This is a genomic window from Streptomyces phaeoluteigriseus (assembly GCF_001896135.2).
Lineage (GTDB): Bacteria > Actinomycetota > Actinomycetes > Streptomycetales > Streptomycetaceae > Streptomyces > Streptomyces phaeoluteigriseus.
Genome location: NZ_MPOH02000022.1, coordinates 99,058 through 115,630 on the forward strand (window position 1 = coordinate 99,058; position 16,573 = coordinate 115,630).

The window sequence follows — 16,573 nt, forward strand, 5'->3', positions numbered from 1 at the left end:
GACGACGGAGGAGGCGAACGGAGTCCTTCCTCAGAAGCGACGGATCCGTGGAAGGACTTCCCCTTCGGAAGTCGGCACATCGGCGAGACAGCGTGTGCGGACGGCTTCTGCCACCAGATCACCGGCGCCCTCGTCAACCGCGACGCCAAAGGCGGCCCGCAACTGCTTGTCACCTCTCGGGTGCGCAACGACCTCGTCGGGCCGAGGAGCCGACGGCTGGAATACCTGCCTGTCCTGCTGCAGGGCGGCACGCGGACCCCCTCCAGCACGGACACCACCTCGGTGGGCGCGGACTGGAGGGAGGCGACCTTCACGTTCCCGCTGTACCAGGGCTTCCGCTGGGAGGATGCCAGGCTGGAGTTCCCCGGGTACGCGGAGGACGCCACCACGGTTCCGCTCGTCCCCGGCATACGCGGTGGACCACTGGTGGCGCACATCCCCTACGGCGTGGTCGGCCGCGGCGTGCTGCGCAACAAGTGGATGGAACTGAACATGATCGGCGGCCAGTACCGCAGCGATGTCGCTCTCGACGCCCCGAACAATGTGGCACCGAAGCTGCGTTCGGGCCGGGCAAGTCTCCTGATCACCTTCACCGTGAAGATCCTTGACGCCCCGCCCGGAGGCGTCGGCCTCAGACCTCAGGACTTCGATGTGGTCCAGCCCGACGGGACACGTCTGCCCTTCGAGGTCGGAACGGACTTCGGCGGGTTCGTCACCGGCCTGAATCCAGGGCAGCAGTACATCGCTGTTCAGGTGACTCCCGCGACGGGGCCCTACACCGTCATATTCACCTACGCCACCCAGGGCCTCCCCGGCGGCCCCGAAGAATCCGTCACATTCACAGTGGGGAACTGACCTTGACACAGCAACCGCCCACGGGAGACCACTTCAGCATAAGCATCGGCGGCGCGGTCACCGGCTCCCAGGTCGGAGCCGGCCACACCGTCGAGCAGCACCAGGAGAACCACACCACCCACCACTCCGACCTGCACAAAGCCCTTACCAACCTGCGGGGCGAGATCGCCGCCCTCGCAGAAGGCGGCAACCGCGCCGAGGCGGACGCGCTCCTCGACGAACTGCAGTCCGAGGCCGACGCTGGCCGCCCCGTCCAAGGTATCGGCGCCCGCTTGCGTCAATGGATTGCCGCACACACTCCCGGTCTCCTGGAGACCGTCACCACCGTTGTCGTGCCGCTTGCCGTCCAAGCTGCCGCGGCGGCAGCCAGCGGCGCGGTTACCGACGCGCTGCCCCCCGGAAACTGATGATCTCGGGTGTGCCGAAGCCCGATAGTTGTCACTGGCAGAGCCGGATGACGTGCCGATGGGGTCGATCGAGGCAGTCTGCTTGTCACCAGTGAGGCATGTGGCTTGCACACCTGCGCGTTCAGCAGCCCTTCTGTCGCCAGTGGCAGAGATCGGGGGCCGCTACTTGCGGCGGTTTCACAACGCGACGGCCGGTGTCCGCACTGGCTTCGAGATGACTGGTGCGCCGCGACGGCAGGCTGTCCGTCGACCTTCGGTAGGTTGCGGCGTGAACCTGATCCCCTGCGAAGGAGGCCCGATGTGAGCACGTTAGAACCAGACGAGGTCCCGCATCACCTGACGGCGTCGTACGCCACGGGCTTCGGTGAGGAGGGGAGAGCCTGGATCGCCGGGCTGCCGACTCTCGCGGCGAACATGCTGGAACGTTGGGTTCTGGAACGGGACGGGACTGCAAGAGCCGGAGAAGCCTCACTGGTACTGCCGGTGCTGTGCCCCGACGGTACGCCCGCGGTCCTCAGACTCCAGATGCCCAGACAGGAGACCACCGCCGCACTGATCGGCCTGCGTACCTGGAACGGCAGGGGGATGGTCCGACTGCTCGATCACGACCCATGAGCAGCAGCATGCTCCTGGAGCGCCTGGACGGAGCCCGCACGCTGGCCTCGATCAACGACGACGACGTGGCGATGAGCACCCTGGCCGAGCTTCACACGCGGCTGGTCGCAGTCCCCGCGCCGCAGGGACTACGCAGTCTCGGCGACATCGCCTCCGAGATGCTGGAGCAGGTCCCACAGGCACTCAAGAGGCTGGCCGACCCGGCCGACCGCCGGCTCCTGCGGAGCTGGGCATCTGCGGTGGCTGAACTGGCCGGTGAGCCCGGGGACAGGATGCTGCACTGGGATCTGCACTACGGCAACGTTCTCGCCGCCCGGCGCGAGCCGTGGGTCGCCATCGATCCCGAGCCGCTCGCCGGCGACCCGGGATTCGATCTGTGGCCCGCCCTGGACAGCAGGTGGGACGACGTCGTTGCGAAGGGCGACACCCTGCGCATCGTGCGGCGCCGCTTCGACCTGCTCACCGATGTCCTCGGCCTGGACCGCGCACGCGCGACCGGCTGGACCCTGGGGCGGCTGCTGCAGAACTCGCTCTGGGACATCGACGACGGCGAGTGCCGACTCGCTCGATCCTCCGTCGCGATCGCGGAATCGCTGCTCAACCGGTGCCCTCCGCCCAACGGCAGGTGACAACAAGCCTGCCTAGGTGACAACTATCGTGCTTCGGCTCACTGGTCCAAGCCGCGGCTCAACGGGGCATCCGACTGGTCCACGTCTCGAGTGACGCCGTCTTCTCCGGCCGCCGCGACGGCCTGTACGACGAGACGTGTCGACCCGACCCGGTAACGCCATACAGGGCGGCGAAGGCGGCGGCCGAGACCGCCGCGCGGCTCCTGGACGCGGGCACCGTCGTCGCACGGACTTCGCTGATTGTCGGCGATGGCCAGTCCGAGCACGAGCGCATGGTGCACGCCCTGGCCGCTGGCAGGCGGGACGGGGCCTTGTTCACGGACGATGTCCGTTGCCCAGTCCACGTCGGCGATCTGGCCGCCGCACTGTGGGAGCTCACCTTGTCCGATGCGGCTGGCGTCTTTCACCTCGTCGGCCAGGACGCCGTCACTCGCCACGAACTCGGCATCCTCATTGCGCAGCGGGACGGCCTTGACGCATCGCTGTTGCCGACCGGCCTTCGCGCCGACAGTGGCCTCCCTGGTGGACTCCGTGTCCACCTCGACAGTCGAGTCACCCAGACATGCCTGGCCACCCGCCTTCGCGGAGCCCGGGAGTTCCTCCGGTGCCAAAACCCCGACCGCTGATCGGACGGGCGGGGCCAGCTCTGACCGCCCGCCTTGACCAGCAACGCGACCTGCTTGCCGCCACCACCGACGACAACCCCCAGGCCCTCGCCCTGATTACCGACTCGAAACCAACCACCACACCGCACGCGGTGCCTACGCGGGCGAGTGCTCCTCCTTGACCACGGCGTACAGATGCTCGCCGTGTGCCCAGCGTTTGAGCTCCGGCCGACCCACGAGGATGATTCCGTGGCGCCGGGCGAAGTCCGTCGCGGGCCGGGTGAACCCGTTCAGGGCGACGATGACGGCCACCCTCCTCCCGGTCAGCCGGGAGGAGGGCACTTGCGTGTTCACCCACGGCCTTGCAGGCGAGCAGCGCGCCCGGCCCCGGGGTGAGGGGCCGGGCGCGCCGCTGCCTGTGAGTGCCGGTGCCTTACGCGTCAGTCAGCCGTGCAGCACGGGGTGGTGGTGTCAGTGGTGGCCGCCGTGGTGGCGGCTGCCCCAGGACTCCTTGTCGATGATGCGGTCGTGGTGGTTGCGCAGGTCGCGGTGTCGGAGTGGTTGTCCCAGATGTGCCGGCTGCGGTCCTGGTACAGGTCGGTGCGGGTGTCGCGGCCCTCGCCGGTGTGGATGCGCACCGTGGCGCGGCCGGCGAGGCGGTAGTGGTCGAAGGTGTAGGTGTGACCGTCGGCGTCCGACAGGGTCCAGCCGTCCAGGTTGACGGCGCGGCGGGTGGTGTTGGTCAGCTCCACCCACTCCTTGTTCAGCGAGCGGTTGGTGCGGGTGTCACGGCCCGGCGCGTCGTACTGAACGGCGCTGATCTCTACCTTGGGCCGGTCCGGCGTGCGGTCGGCGGCCGACGCCGGCAGCGCCACCGCCCCCACGCCAGCGGCGGCAGCGAGCGAGGCTGCGGCCAGACGACGAGCGGTGACAGCGGAAGAAGACACGAAGGCCCCCTGCAGTACGGGCACCCCTCCCCCACCCCGAAAGCATTCGTGGTGAAGGTCGGTTGGTGCGATGTGCGGGTGGCGGCCGATCGGCCGCGCACTCACACCCTGTGCTCCATGGACAAGGTGAGCGCGTTACGCGCACCTCGTTACGAATCACCCACATTGCCGTGACACTCACATGCAATGTTCAGATATGGCACGGATGCACCATGTTGACGGTTTGACGACTGGCAACGCCTTGCGCACCCTGACCCATGCACTTCAGCACACCCAGCGCGCCACCCCAGCCGAGACCAGGCCCTCACCTGAAAGTGCGTAACAGCCGTGCAAGCGCCGCTTCCCCGGTACGGCCATGAGGGAAGGCAGCGGGCCTTGAGCTCTCCGCTTCTGGGACGCGCCTCGGGCAATATCACTGAGATCCTCTGGGCTCCACGTAGGTGTCGACGTCCTCGTCCGCAGGGGTGCTTCCCTGCTCGGTCATCATCTGTCGCAGCCCTGCCAAGACCTCATCTATGTGCCGCTCTTCCGCGTTTTACCGTGTGCTCCGCCCATGCAGGTGGTCGTTCGGTGTGGCGGCTCAGCCGTCCGCGCGCTTGGCGGTGTGCCATAGGTGCGTGACCAATCACCGCGCTGGGCGGCTTCGCCGCATCGTCGATCGACAAGCGACGACCCGTCGCCGGCTTCGTGGGCGACGTACCGGCGCGAGGGCCGACAGCAGGCAACCTGGGCAGCTGTTCACCCTGGTGATCCTCAGCCTGCCAGGCCTCGCGACACTGGCCGCGCTGCTCTTCACGTGGATGCAGGTTACTGAAGTTGAACTCGTGGAGTCGCAGGGGCTGACGACTCGTCTCCCGTGCGATATCACCGAAGGCATGCGGTATCCCTTGAGGGAGCGGGTTGACCGTCGAACGGCAGCAGTTTCGTGAGGAGTTACGGCTCAGGGCGGCCGAGAGGTTCGCCCAGGGTGAGGCGAGCTCAACGATCGCGAAGGATCTGCGGGTCAGCGTCCGGTCGGTGCAGCGGTGGCGGCGGATGTGGGAGGAGGGCGGTCCGCGGGCTCTGCGGTCGCAGGGGCCGGCGTCGCTTCCGAGGCTGGGTGAGAAGCAGTTCGCGCAGATGGAGGCGGAGCTGGCCCAAAGCCCGGCCGCGCACGGCTGGGAGGACCAGCGCTGAACGCCGGCGCGGATCAAGACGGTGATCGGCCTGCGCTTCCACCTGACCTACACGATCCAGGGCGTGCGCAGGCTGCTGGTCCGTGATGGCTGGTCCTGCCAGGTCCCGGCCCGACGTGCGATCGAGCGGGACGACGAGGCGGTGGCGGGGTGGGTCAAGGAGGTGTGGCCCTGCGCGGAAGACTCGCGGCGGCCCGTGGCGCCTGGCTCGTCTTCGAGGACGAGGCCGGCTTCTCCAAGACGCCGCCGCAGGCGAAGACCTGGTCACAGCGCGGCCGGACCCCGGTGGTGCGGGTGCGGGGCCGTTCCCGCAGGCGGATATCGATCGCCGCGCTGACCTGCTACAAACCCGGCCACCGCTCGAGGCTGATCTACCGGCCACGCCGGGACGTCGGCCGGCGCGACGGGCGCAAGAGCTTTTCCTGGCGCGACTACCGCGACCTGCTGATCGCCGCATATCAGCAGCTCGGCGGCCCCATCGTGCTCGTCTGGGACAACCTCAACGTCCCCAAAGCCGCTGATCTGCGGGAATGGGCGGAAGCCCTGGACTGGCTGACCATGTACTACCTGCCGCCCTACGCACCCGACGTCAACCCCATCGAAGGGATCTGGTCCCCCTGCGACGTGGCTGGCTCTCCAACGTTGCCTTCACTACTCTCGAGCACCTCGCCCAGCGCATCCGCCGCGGCCTACGGCACATCCAGTACCGCAGCCACCTCATAGACGGCTGCCTCGCCGAGACCGGCCTGGCCATCAGGCCTGCCTGACCAACAGCACGACATCACGAATTCAATCTCAGTAGTTCGGTCATCAGGCCCCACCCCTTCGCCGCAGCTTCTGCCCGCGCTGCGGAACACACGTCGTCTCGGTCGCCGATGGCTCAGACATGATCATGGTCACCGGCTTCAGCGTCGACGACCGCAGCGGTACCGACCCCGTCGGGCACTCCTATCGGCAGGAGGCTGTTCCGTGGATGACCATCACCCTCGCTGACGATTCTCAGGCTCCGCGGCCCGCCTCACCGTGACGCCTTGTGCCGCCGGGGTAGGAGCTGGCTGCGCGGGCTTCGCCGTCGCTACTAGCCACCTTCAGCGTCGCTGTACGTCGTCGGCGGCTTCGAGAGCGTCCCCTCATGGGCTGAAAAGCGATGGCCTAATCCGGCCTTGGGTGCTCTTCAATGTCTCCGCTTTCGCGCCAACTCCGCACTGACTTGCAGGTCGATTCACATCGTCGACGCAGGTGAACTGTCGGCAACCAGCGCTGAATCGGCGAGATGCGGTGCGGGCATGTCAGCGGACGACGACCGCATGACACCGAGAACCACCAGGTCAGAGGCGAGGTGTTCGCTCACCTCATCGGTCGACGAGGACGGCTCGATGGGCCCTGGCTGGTTTCTACTCGATGCTGGCTGACCATCGTGATGATCCATCAGTTTTTGTCAGTGCCCGCTGATACACCCATATCCACAGGGGCAGCATCACCAAGTTGCCAGGTCATAGAAGGGGGAAAGGGCATGCCGCCGGAAGGATTTCACGAGGTTCGTCGCCACATCCGCAGGAATCCTCGGCCACGTGGAAAGAAGCTGGGCGGCTGGACCATCGCGGGAATCGTCGCCTTCGTCTGGCTGTGGGGACAGGTCTTCGGGTTCGGCAGCAGCAATAGCGGGGCCGAGACGAACAAGCCGGCCTCCACTCCGTCGGTGTCCGCATCGCCGAGCCGGTGATGGGCGGCATCCGGATGCGGCTGCGCGCGCCTCGTGGTCGCCGCGAACGGATGGCGGCGGCCCTCGTTGCCCTGGCGGTGGTCACCATGCTGGTGCAGGCAGCCACGGCGCTGTGGCGCGCGATTGTGCGCGGGTGGCCGTTCGCGGTCGCTGTGGCGGTGGCGGTCCTGCTGGCTGCCGCCTGGTGGCAGGTGCGGCAGGTGCGGCGGGTTCGGCTGCGTCGGGCACAGGCCGCGCTCGTCGCGGTCCTGCGGCTCCCGCTCGACCGGATCGACTCGCTCGGTGATGCGGAGTTCGAGTTCGCGCTGCGGGATCTCCTCATCCGGGACGGCTGGTCGGCTGAGCAGGTCGCAGGCCGGTGATCAGGCGGCCGACGTCATCGGCCAGCATGCCCAGCGTGGGCGGATCGTGCTGCAGGCCAAGCACACCACCGTGGGCGGGAGGGTCGACTCGAAGGTGATGTACCAGGTCAAGGGGACCGCCGGACCCGTGCACAAAGCCGATGTCGCGGTCGTGGTCACAAACGGCGGCTTCACCCGGGACGCCAAGGCATGGGGCGAGCGGCACCAGGTCCACTGGGTCGATCGCCAACGGCTGCGGCAATGGGCTGAAGACGGAGTCCCGCTGCACACCCTGTTGCGACTGCCCGCCCGCAGGGCGCGGAGGACCGCAGTTCGACGAGCCGCGTAGAGCGGGCCACCGCGAGGGCAGGGAAAGGGGGGAACGGTGTTCGACGAGGACGGGTCACTGGACCCGGTGCTGAAGGTCATCCTCTGGTTGATCCTCGGCGTGGCCATAGCCAAAGTCGCCTGGAAGTGGCTGACGCAGGACGCATGGCCCTGGGTACGCGACGACGTCGGGGGCTGGTTCAGCGAGGACTCAGCAATACAGAGTTCGTGACGTGCCTCGCCGCTCCCGCACACGAGCATGCAACGGCATTCCCCGTTCCAGCGCCGCGTCCAACGGAGGCGTGCGGTGACCTTGTCTCCATTTCGCTGGGCGTAGCGGCGACGCGCCATTCGGCGCCCCTCGACTGGCGGCGCACCGGTGGACGTGGTGCTTGCTGCCCGGCCTTGGCGGTCGACCGGGCCGGGTCCGCTATCTGGGCCCCTCGAGCGGCTCTGACATGGCTGGGGTCAATCACCTCTCGGCTCCGGTCCAACTGCTTGGCGGTCCGCAGCTTCGTCATCCGCCAGGGGCGGCCGGTTCCGGAACCTCCGCATCACCGCGTGGAAATGGCCACGGTCAGGGATCGGTCCGGACGCCCCGGCGGCAATGGCGGTTCGATCAACTCCCACTTGGCATCATCAGCCAGATGGCCATGAGCCACGCGACTGGTCTACCGCAGCCAGTCCTGAAGCGGGAATGTGCGATCCCGTGCTCTAGTGGTAGGCCCAGAGGTAGTAGTAGCCGTCGGTGTGCGGGCCGCGGCACTGGGTCGGCCATCCAGTGGCGTAGGTCAGCTCGTTGGCATCCCAATTGCACTCGATCGCCCAGTAGTACCTGGCCCCGGTGTATTGCCACCGGGGCGCGGCGGTAGCGGCGTCGACGGCGGTGCCGCTTGCGCCGGAACGGCCATAGCGCCGACAGCCAGTGCCGCCCCCACCCCGATAGCAGCCAGTTTCTTGCGAATGCCCATGCTTCTCCCTCGTCGTGGGCCGGCCACGCCAGGCGGCGGGGGGCCGAATGTGCATGCTCTTCGTGTACTCGCTTTCGCCGCTTTCCGCGGCAGCGATCGGGCCTTGGCGAGCATCCTTTGCTTGACCACTGAGCTGGACTCATACGTCTCAGCAGCGGCTGCTGTGGTCCCTCATGCCTCCGTGCATCGTGACGGGCGCCCGCGTGACCGATCAGGTACACCCTGCGCCCAGCCTGGTGCGGAGTTCGACTCGTTTCGGCCTGTCCCGAAACGAGAGCGATGGGAAGGATCACCAGGGGCGAGGGGGATGTCGTGCTACGGGTTCACTTCACTGTCGAGGACCTGGCGCAGGTGCAGGTCACGGTGCTGGGGCCGCTGGCAGAGACGCAGCTGAGTCTGCAGACTGTGCAGCGGCGTGACCGTGCGGCGCTGTTCGGTGGTTGGCGTGCGCGTACCGGTCCGCAGATCGGCGCCGATGGGAGGGGAACGGCGCGCTTTCTCAGCTCTTCTGCTGGGGGCCTGGTCGATCTGTTCACTCTCGTGGGCGCCGTGGGCTGTATGGACGAGGGGATAGAACGGCTGATCAGTGCGTCGGAGCGGCGGCTGCGCGCGGAGTTCTCCGTACTTCCGCGCGCGAGTACGCGTCGGGCACCGTGGCTGGCCGAAGCGATGGATGGCGACCCGCGGATGGTGCGAAGGATGGCCGTCGCGTTACAGGGCTGGAACCGGGTGGCGGTTGACCCGTACTGGGGGCGTATCGACCAGCACCTGGTGGGGGAGGTGGCCCGGCGTGGGCGGCTCATGGTGCAGGGCGGGGCAGGGGCACTGCTGGACAGTCTGCGCCCGATGGCCGTGTGGCAGCCCCCCGTGCTCGAGATTCCGGGCTATCGGCCCCTGACCCACCCGAAGGCCGACTTCCACTTGGGGGGCCGTCCGTTCATTCTGGCCCCGTCGGTGTTCTGCGGGCCGGTTCCACAGCTGTTCGCCAGCCCCCAGGCCGAGACGGTCGTCATGGTGTATCCGGCTCTGAACAACCCGGTCCACGCGGCTGCCCTTTGGGCTTCCCCCACGGATATGCGCCAGGTCGATGCCCCGGTACCGCCAACTCTATCCGCACTCCTGGGCCGTACCAGGGCAATCGTGCTGTGCGTGATAGCCGACCATCCTGCGTGCACTACCACGCAGCTCGCGCAGCTGGCGGGCATATCACCGGCCAGCGCCAGCGAGCACGCCACCACCCTGCGCAGCGCCGGGCTGACCACTTTGACCCGGCAGCGGAAGGTCGCCCTTCACACGCTGACCCATCTCGGCCTCACCCTGCTAAACACCAACGGTTCCGCTCCAGCCGGCTCCTGAACGCCAGACGTCACACCTCAGATGAGCTAGCCGGCCAGACGCACAGAGGGGCTGGACTGGACGCAGAGCCCCAGATGAGAAGCCTCGCCTGGGCCCGGCAAAGGCCCGTCGCGACGAGCCTTTGCCGCGGGGCGGTCGTACGCTAGACCCATGAGCGCGCGCTACCGTCCATGGCGTAGCGCGCTGGGCGGGTGTGTTGCTACAGGGTCAACGACCCTGAGGTGTGATGGCCGACTTGGGCGGCTCGGAGGGCAGAGGCGGCGTGCCCGGATGCAGCCTCGTCTTGCCAGCTGCGGGCCACGCCGCCATGCTCGCGGGCCAACCGTGCGGCAAGGCCGCGACGGTACCACCACGCGCTCGGAACCCACCACGACCGCCCCAGGAATCGTCTCGCCCCGGTCATGCCTCGACAGCCACGAGCCGCGCTCAGGGCCGCCCTTCTCGAAGGCGCGCCGCCATGAAACACCGGCCACGTCCGCGGCGACGGTGCCCTGCGACCGCAGCGGGGCAACTGCCACTGTCAGACCCAGGTGGCAGCATCATCGAAGTGAACGCCGTGAGGCGTCCTCAACTCACCTGCGTAGCAAACGAAGAGGAGCATTCCCCTTGCGACTGGATCGCGTAGCGCCCGGCATTGCCGCGGGCATCATCGCCCCGGCCCTCCTGCTCGCCAGCCCGTCCTTCGCCGCCACGGCGGCACCGACCGCGGTGACGGTGCCCGCGGTGCCCTCGTCCGCGGACGAGCCGGACGCCGACGACCTGAGGGTGGCCATAGTCCGGATCCTCGCCGACCCGGACAGCGGCCGTTGACGACCACCGGGACACCTACGAGGTGAAGCGGCTCTGCCAGGTCCTGGACGTGAACCGGTCCAGCTACTACAAGTGGCTCGCCGGCGCCGAGGCCCGGGCCGTCCGGCAGCACGAGGACCGGGTCCTGGCCGAGGAGATCCGCGAGATCCACGGCGAGTCCGGCGGCGCCTACGGTGCCCCGCGCGTGACCGCCGAGCTACGCGAGACAGGGCGGTTGGTCAACGAAAAGCGGGTCGCCCGGATCATGCGGACGTTCTCCATCACCGGGATCCGCCTGCGCAGACGTGTCCGCACCACGATCCCCGACCCGGCAGCCTCACCGGTCCCGGACCTGTTCCAGCGGGACTTCACCGACGCCGAGCCGGGGCAGAAGTACATGGGCGACATCACGTATCTCCCGCTCGCAGGCGGGGAGTTCCTCTATCTCGCGACCGTGCTGGACTGCTTCAGCCGCAAGGTCGTCGGCTGGTCCATCGCCGATCACATGCGCACCGACCTGGTCGCCGACGCACTACGGATGGCCGGCCGCACCCGGGGCAGCCTCGACGGGGCGGTGTTCCACTCCGATCACGGGGCCCAATACGGATCCCGGGCCTTCGCCGACCTCTGTGACCAGTTCGGGGTGACCCGGTCGATGGGTGCGGTCGGCACCAGCGCGGACAATGCGGCATGCGAGAGTTTCCACGCGTCCCTGAAGCGCGAGACCCTCCAGGGCGCCCGCGACTACGGTGACGCCGGCACCTGCAGAAGGACGGTATTTGCCTGGCTGACCCGCTACAACACCCGCCGCCGGCACTCTGCCAACGGCCACCTCAGCCCCAACGAATACGAACGCCGACACCACACCGTTAAACTCACGCTCGCCGCGTGATCAATAATCGCGTGCCCACCTTCACGGGGGAAGGCCCCCCGGCTGGCGAGCTGAGCTGGAACTCGCCGACATACGTGAGCCGGAACCGCGCTCGGTGCTCTTGCAAGGCCGGACAAAGGCGGAATGGAAGGGCCTGCACGTGATCGACCCCAGCGACATCGACGTCTTCCGCGGCCCTGGACCTGGCCAAGGGCGAACACCACACCCAGCCCCTGCTCTGCCGCGCCAGACGCCAGGCCGACGTCCGCTTCGTGATGCTCTGAGATGGAACCGTCTATGAGCCCTCAACCGGCTGAGACCAGGTGAGGAGACCAGACCGCTCGATCAGTCCTCCGGCCGAAGCCGCTGACGAGCTGCCTCAAGCCGCTGGTCATAGTCAGAGGCAAAGAGCTCAGGAAGCGCCTTGTCGAGCGTTCCGGCGATCCGATGGATCGGCGCCCAGACCGCCGGGTCGTCCACAACGCGGCTGAGGTCCGTCATCTGGAGCTTCTCCAGCCAGTGCGACAGCACCAGCGCCTCGTCACCCGTGAGCTTGATCCTGACCTGACCATCACTCATGCACACCCCTACGGCTCGGCCTGCCCTTGACCGGACGAACCTACTGGCCCTGGACCTTGACCAAACACCTAGGCGCCCCGTCGGATGATATTCCTATCCCTAGGCCAACTCGGTTGTCCTCGGCAGGCACTGAGAACGGTGAAGGGGATGTCAACAGCCGACGGGTGGGAGGGGCCCCTCTTTCCGGCAGCGGGTGATTACGGCGTAATCATTTGTGGCCGGCTGGCGCGGGGGTCTTCCGCGATGACAGCTGTATCTGCCCTAGGCCGCCAACAGGGGACGCCCCGGTGGGTGCCTCAGTCGTCGGCGGCGACGGTGAGAGTGATCTACCGAGCCGAACGGTCGATGAGTACGAACTCGTGAAATTCGTCGTGCACACGTCGCGGGCGAGATCGAATGGGCCATCCCCGGTGGACTCCCCCACCGGGCGAGCGCATCAGCACGCGGCCGGTGCCCGGACCGACCCGCCGCTGCGCCCGCGTCAACTGCGGACTGCACCTAGTTCGGGACGGTGCCGGCAAAGACCCGCGTTCCGCGGGTCGGTTCGAGATGGCCTCGCACGAGGCCCGAGAACCTCACGGCCGACAAGAGGCACAGCGACAGCCCGTGCTGCGAGAGGCTGCGGCGTCGGCGCATCCGGCACACGATCCAGGGGAAAACCAACAGCCGGGCCGCCCGCCTACGCAAAGGCTCACGCGGCGGATGGCCACTCGGCTTCGATGAGGACCGTTACAGGAATCGCCCGTGGAACGGGCGAGCAACCGACTCAAGCAGTCCCGAGCGGTGGCCACGCGGTACGACAAGTGGGTACGCCTTCATTGGCACCATCACCGCAGCGTCGCTCGTGATACGGCTCCGGTTTTGACAAAGGCGAGGCAGGTCAGAACCCGCTCGGGCCGACTGTAAGTGGCGTCTTATGGTTCCGGGATGAGTAACTCTGCCGCGGCTGCTGTCCTCACAACCTCTGACCTGCCTGAAGCGATACGCGCGGTGCGCGCCTTGCTGGGCATGGCAGACATCGGTCAGGGAGAGGTCGACTTCGAAGCCGTGATCAGGTCGCCGGATGTCCTGGCGCGAGTACGTCACGTACTGCCCGACCTCGAATGGTGGGCGTCGGCTGGCAAGGAGCACGGTTCGTCGGAGGTCGGCGACGATCCTGCAGACTGCCTGCCGATCCGGGTGTTCGAGTGGGGTCGTCCGCTAGATTGCGCCGAGCCCTTCATCGCCGCTCTGGGGCCAGATGCTGCGGCTGTTCGGTGGGATCTGGATGGGTGGCCTGCGGTTCCCGAAGCGGGACTGGAGGCGATCTCGCAGAAGTACGCCTACCTCACGCTGAGTGTGAATTCTCGAGACCTCTACCAGGACGAGCCGTCGCAGGACCACACCATCCACGTGCACGTCCGGAACCCGAACGGCGATCAGATCGCCCGCGTCCATTGGCTCGCCGATCAAGTGGGTGGCCGGTTCACAGGCAGGGTGGAGTTGGCACCCCTGTAACTCCGTAGGAAGCAGGCAAGACCGCCGTCTCCATCCGTGTGTGCCGCGTGGTCGTCCGGACTGGTCCTAACAATCACGCATCGGCGGTCGTGGCTTTGGGGCTGGGACCGCGTGGGGTCCGAAGACGATGCACGGTGATGCTTGGTGATTACGCCGTAATCGCTCACGGCTTGGGGGAGCAGGCGGGCATCGGCCCTTGCGGGGCAAGCACATCCGCTCGGCTCGCACGCTGAGCGGGGGAGTGGTGTCCGTCGTGAGCCGGAGACCGAGGCGCCGCGGTCAGGCTCTTCCAACTGGCGTTGGTGACTCCTGTTTTGGGCGATGCGTCGCTGCCGCATGAGGACCGGTCCAGGTGCCACCTGTGACAGTCGCCTGGAGACAGCGGTGCGGCGGCCGGTGAGCTGGTTCGACGGTTGTGTCGTTTCGTTGGGACGTCGAGCGTCAGGCACCGTCTACGGGGGAGTGGGCGGGGAGCTTGTGGTGGCTCGAGCGGAACCCAGCGCTGCCACGGTCTCAAGGCGTGGGCTGAACTGGCTGATGTGGTTGGCCTTTCCGGTCGTGTCCGATTGCCCGCCGCCAACCGGTCGACCGTTCCCTTCGATGAGAACGGCCGTCTCATGCCGGCTCAACTCATCGCGCGTACCGGTTCGATGGTTGCTGATGTGGCTGGGCTGGGGGAGGCGCTGGACTGATGGAGTCTGGTGCACGTGGTCTGTCTCGACCGGGCGGCGACGTCAACGGTTTGCCCAGCTGACCCGTGCAGCGTGGTCGTTGCTGGTCTTCTGAAGCATGAGGCGGGCTGCTCGCGGGGCTGATGTCTTCCTCGGAGGCACTGCCAGGGATCAGCCGTGCCGACAGTTTCGGGTTGGTGGGCAACCGGGAGTGGTGATTACCGCGTAATCACTCTGTGGGGACGCACTTTCAGCATCAACCTGGCTTAACTAACGTGTCGATGCTGCGTTTGATCAAGGACGTTAGTATGGTGTCTTTCATGAGTTCGCCAGTCACCTCCAGCGACCGCGAGAAGGTCGTCTCCAAACTGCCGGGATGGCTCCGGCAGAACCTGAAAATCAGAGCCGCTCAGCACGGCATCGAGATCCAGGCTGCCGTCGAACAGGGCATCAGCGACTGGTGCACCCTGGCCGCCACCCCCGCGACCGTCGACACCGCCAGCGCCGACTCCTTCTCCACCTTCCTGCCTCCAGGCCAGTGGGAGGACTTCCGGCAGATCGCTTCCGACCGGCGCGTGTCCCTCATCCAAGGGCTCGCCCAGTCCGTTCAGTTGTGGCTCGACACCAACCCGGCACCCGATATCGAGCGGCCTTCGATCACCCGCCGCATCGTCGTCTGCAACCAGAAGGGCGGAGTGGGCAAGACCGCCATCACCGCCGGCCTGGGTGAAGCGCTGGCGGAAGACTCCGACAAGCTGCACCCCGTCCGTGTGGCGAAGGCCCTCACCAAGGCTCTGCGTGCAAGCGAGACCCACACGGACACCGCGGAGTTGGACGGCGATCCGCTCGACATCGAAAACCTCCCCGGTCCCGGTCTGCGGGTGCTGCTCGTCGACTTCGACCCGCAGTGCCACCTCACCAATCAGCTCGGTGCGGCTCCCCTGCCGATGAACGGTGACAGCCTCACCAACCACATGGCCGGCGATCCGAAGGGCGATCTCCGCGACCTCCTCGTCTCCGTCGACGAAGACACCTTCGGCGGCCGCCTGCACCTCCTGCCCGCCTGCAACGACGCCTTCCTTCTCGACGTGAAGCTCTCGGCCGTACGCGCCCGCGAAGCCGCGCTGGAACGGGCACTCGCACCGCTCGAGCCTGATTACGACGTAATCATCGTCGACTGCCCGCCCAGCCTCGGCCTCAGCATGGACGCCGCCGCCTACTACGGCCGGCGCCGCGACAGCGAGAAGCCCGGTCAGTCCGGGGCCCTCGTCGTCGTCCAGGCCGAAGACAGCTCCGCCGACGCCTACGAGCTCCTCACCACACAGGTCGACGACCTGCGCGGCGACCTCCAGGTCGACATCGACTACCTCGGCATCGTCGTCAACCTGTACGACTCCCGCCGCGGTTACATCGCCACCTCCTCCCTCCAGGGTTGGGTGGACATAAAGGATCCGCGGGTCGTGGGGCTCATCGGGGACCTCAAGGAGCAGAAGGAAGCTGTCCGTGTGAAGAAGCCGCTGCTGTCGTACGCGCCCAAGTCGCAGCAGGCAGTCGGCATGCGCGCCCTGGCAAGGGAGGTCTTGTGAGCAAGGCCGATCAGCTCGGAGCCGGCCGGTTCGGCGGGGGAGTGCGCCCGGTCAGCGCCCGTCGTCAGGCGGTCGCCGCGGCTACCGGGGTGCCCACCGAAGGCGTGGCGCCGCCTGCCGCCCTTCCGGTCGACCGGATCAGTCCCAACCCCGACAACCCGCGCTCCACGCTCGGTGACCTGACCGATCTCGCCGGCAGCCTCAAGACGCACGGGCAGAAAGTCGCAATTACGGTCATGAATCGCGACGCCTACCTCAAAGCCAACCCGAACCAGGAAGCCAACCTCGAGCCGGACACCACCCACGTCGTCGTCGACGGCAGCAGCCGTCTCGCTGCCGCACGCGAAGCCGGCCTTGCCACCATCAAGGTCATGGTCAGCGACGACCAGGGAGGAACCTCGGAAGAACTCCTCGAGTCCGCCCTGGTGGCCAACATCCACCGCCAGGATCTCGAAGAGCTCGACGAGGCTCGCGCGCTCCAACGGCTTCTGGCCATCCACGGGAGCCAGAGGGCCCTGGCCAAGCGCCTGCACCGCTCTCAGGGGTGGGTGTCGCAGCGTCTCTCACTCCTTGGCCTGACCCCTGAGCTCCAGGCCCGCATCGGGGAAGAGCCTATTGATCTGCTGCGG

General features: G+C 67.3%; 12 protein-coding genes and 5 pseudogenes. 14 read left to right on the top strand and 3 right to left on the bottom strand.

Annotation, left to right across the window (positions count from 1 at the left end):
- Positions 1-180: 180 nt before the first annotated feature.
- The 4 genes and pseudogenes from BM536_RS36520 to BM536_RS36535 form a co-directional block, all read left to right on the top strand.
- Positions 181-855, top strand: a complete 675-nt coding sequence (locus BM536_RS36520; protein WP_143651067.1) for a hypothetical protein — start codon at positions 181-183, stop codon at positions 853-855.
- Between the two features lie 2 nt (positions 856-857).
- On the top strand, positions 858-1,262 hold the full coding sequence (locus tag BM536_RS36525; RefSeq protein WP_073492583.1) for a hypothetical protein: 405 nt from the start codon (positions 858-860) through the stop codon (positions 1,260-1,262).
- A 300-nt stretch (positions 1,263-1,562) separates the two neighbouring features.
- Positions 1,563-2,506, top strand: a pseudogene (locus BM536_RS36530) (aminoglycoside phosphotransferase family protein).
- A gap of 41 nt (positions 2,507-2,547) precedes the next feature.
- Positions 2,548-3,132: pseudogene (locus BM536_RS36535) on the top strand (sugar nucleotide-binding protein); the annotation flags it as partial.
- 135 nt (positions 3,133-3,267) lie between these two features.
- Here BM536_RS36535 and BM536_RS40505 read toward each other — a convergent pair.
- Together BM536_RS40505 and BM536_RS36540 are read right to left on the bottom strand one after the other, a co-directional pair.
- Positions 3,268-3,465 (bottom strand): restriction endonuclease, encoded by a 198-nt coding sequence (locus BM536_RS40505; RefSeq protein WP_158086577.1) that lies wholly within the window; start codon positions 3,463-3,465, stop codon positions 3,268-3,270.
- Positions 3,466-3,582: 117 nt separating this feature from the next.
- A pseudogene (locus BM536_RS36540) lies at positions 3,583-4,028 on the bottom strand (lamin tail domain-containing protein).
- A 905-nt stretch (positions 4,029-4,933) separates the two neighbouring features.
- Here BM536_RS36540 and BM536_RS45115 point away from each other — a divergent pair.
- From BM536_RS45115 to BM536_RS36580, 7 genes and pseudogenes are all read left to right on the top strand, one after another.
- Positions 4,934-6,000 (top strand): annotated as a pseudogene (locus tag BM536_RS45115) (IS630 family transposase).
- Between the two features lie 952 nt (positions 6,001-6,952).
- Complete coding sequence (locus tag BM536_RS44535) at positions 6,953-7,318, top strand: hypothetical protein (RefSeq protein WP_342748873.1); 366 nt, start codon at positions 6,953-6,955, stop codon at positions 7,316-7,318.
- Between the two features lie 46 nt (positions 7,319-7,364).
- Positions 7,365-7,646 carry a restriction endonuclease gene (locus tag BM536_RS44540; RefSeq protein ID WP_342748874.1) on the top strand — a complete coding sequence of 94 codons (282 nt, stop codon included), beginning with the start codon at positions 7,365-7,367 and terminating at the stop codon, positions 7,644-7,646.
- 36 nt (positions 7,647-7,682) lie between these two features.
- The gene (locus BM536_RS40975; protein WP_158086578.1) at positions 7,683-7,856 is read left to right on the top strand and encodes a hypothetical protein; all 174 of its coding nucleotides are present in this window, start codon (positions 7,683-7,685) and stop codon (positions 7,854-7,856) included.
- A gap of 1,018 nt (positions 7,857-8,874) precedes the next feature.
- Entirely contained in the window at positions 8,875-9,951 is a 1,077-nt protein-coding gene (locus BM536_RS36570; RefSeq protein WP_073499544.1) for a winged helix-turn-helix domain-containing protein, read from the top strand.
- A 606-nt stretch (positions 9,952-10,557) separates the two neighbouring features.
- Positions 10,558-10,761 carry a hypothetical protein gene (locus BM536_RS36575; RefSeq protein ID WP_245873971.1) on the top strand — a complete coding sequence of 68 codons (204 nt, stop codon included), beginning with the start codon at positions 10,558-10,560 and terminating at the stop codon, positions 10,759-10,761.
- A pseudogene (locus tag BM536_RS36580) lies at positions 10,742-11,632 on the top strand (IS3 family transposase); the annotation flags it as partial. The gene BM536_RS36575 and the pseudogene BM536_RS36580, both read left to right, overlap by 20 nt.
- Positions 11,633-11,956: 324 nt before the next feature.
- Here BM536_RS36580 and BM536_RS36585 read toward each other — a convergent pair.
- Positions 11,957-12,190 (bottom strand): hypothetical protein, encoded by a 234-nt coding sequence (locus tag BM536_RS36585; protein WP_073497819.1) that lies wholly within the window; start codon positions 12,188-12,190, stop codon positions 11,957-11,959.
- 927 nt (positions 12,191-13,117) lie between these two features.
- Here BM536_RS36585 and BM536_RS36590 point away from each other — a divergent pair.
- The 3 genes from BM536_RS36590 to BM536_RS36600 form a co-directional block, all read left to right on the top strand.
- Positions 13,118-13,687, top strand: coding sequence for a hypothetical protein (locus tag BM536_RS36590; RefSeq protein ID WP_073497800.1), 570 nt, complete (start codon positions 13,118-13,120; stop codon positions 13,685-13,687).
- 991 nt (positions 13,688-14,678) lie between these two features.
- Entirely contained in the window at positions 14,679-15,944 is a 1,266-nt protein-coding gene (locus BM536_RS36595) for a ParA family protein (protein ID WP_073497817.1), read from the top strand.
- Positions 15,941-16,573: ParB/RepB/Spo0J family partition protein (locus tag BM536_RS36600; RefSeq protein ID WP_143651069.1), on the top strand; the 633-nt coding region annotated here is incomplete at its 3' end. The genes BM536_RS36595 and BM536_RS36600, both read left to right, overlap by 4 nt.

What these genes read in the sequence shown, in the direction of transcription:
- BM536_RS36590 (WP_073497800.1), top strand. Translation starts at nt 13,118, where the DNA reads ATGAGTAACTCTGCCGCGGCTGCTGTCCTCACAACCTCTGACCTGCCT.
- BM536_RS36570 (WP_073499544.1), top strand. Translation starts at nt 8,875, where the DNA reads ATGGGAAGGATCACCAGGGGCGAGGGGGATGTCGTGCTACGGGTTCAC.
- BM536_RS36585 (WP_073497819.1), bottom strand. Translation starts at nt 12,190, where the DNA reads ATGAGTGATGGTCAGGTCAGGATCAAGCTCACGGGTGACGAGGCGCTG.
- BM536_RS36595 (WP_073497817.1), top strand. Translation starts at nt 14,679, where the DNA reads ATGAGTTCGCCAGTCACCTCCAGCGACCGCGAGAAGGTCGTCTCCAAA.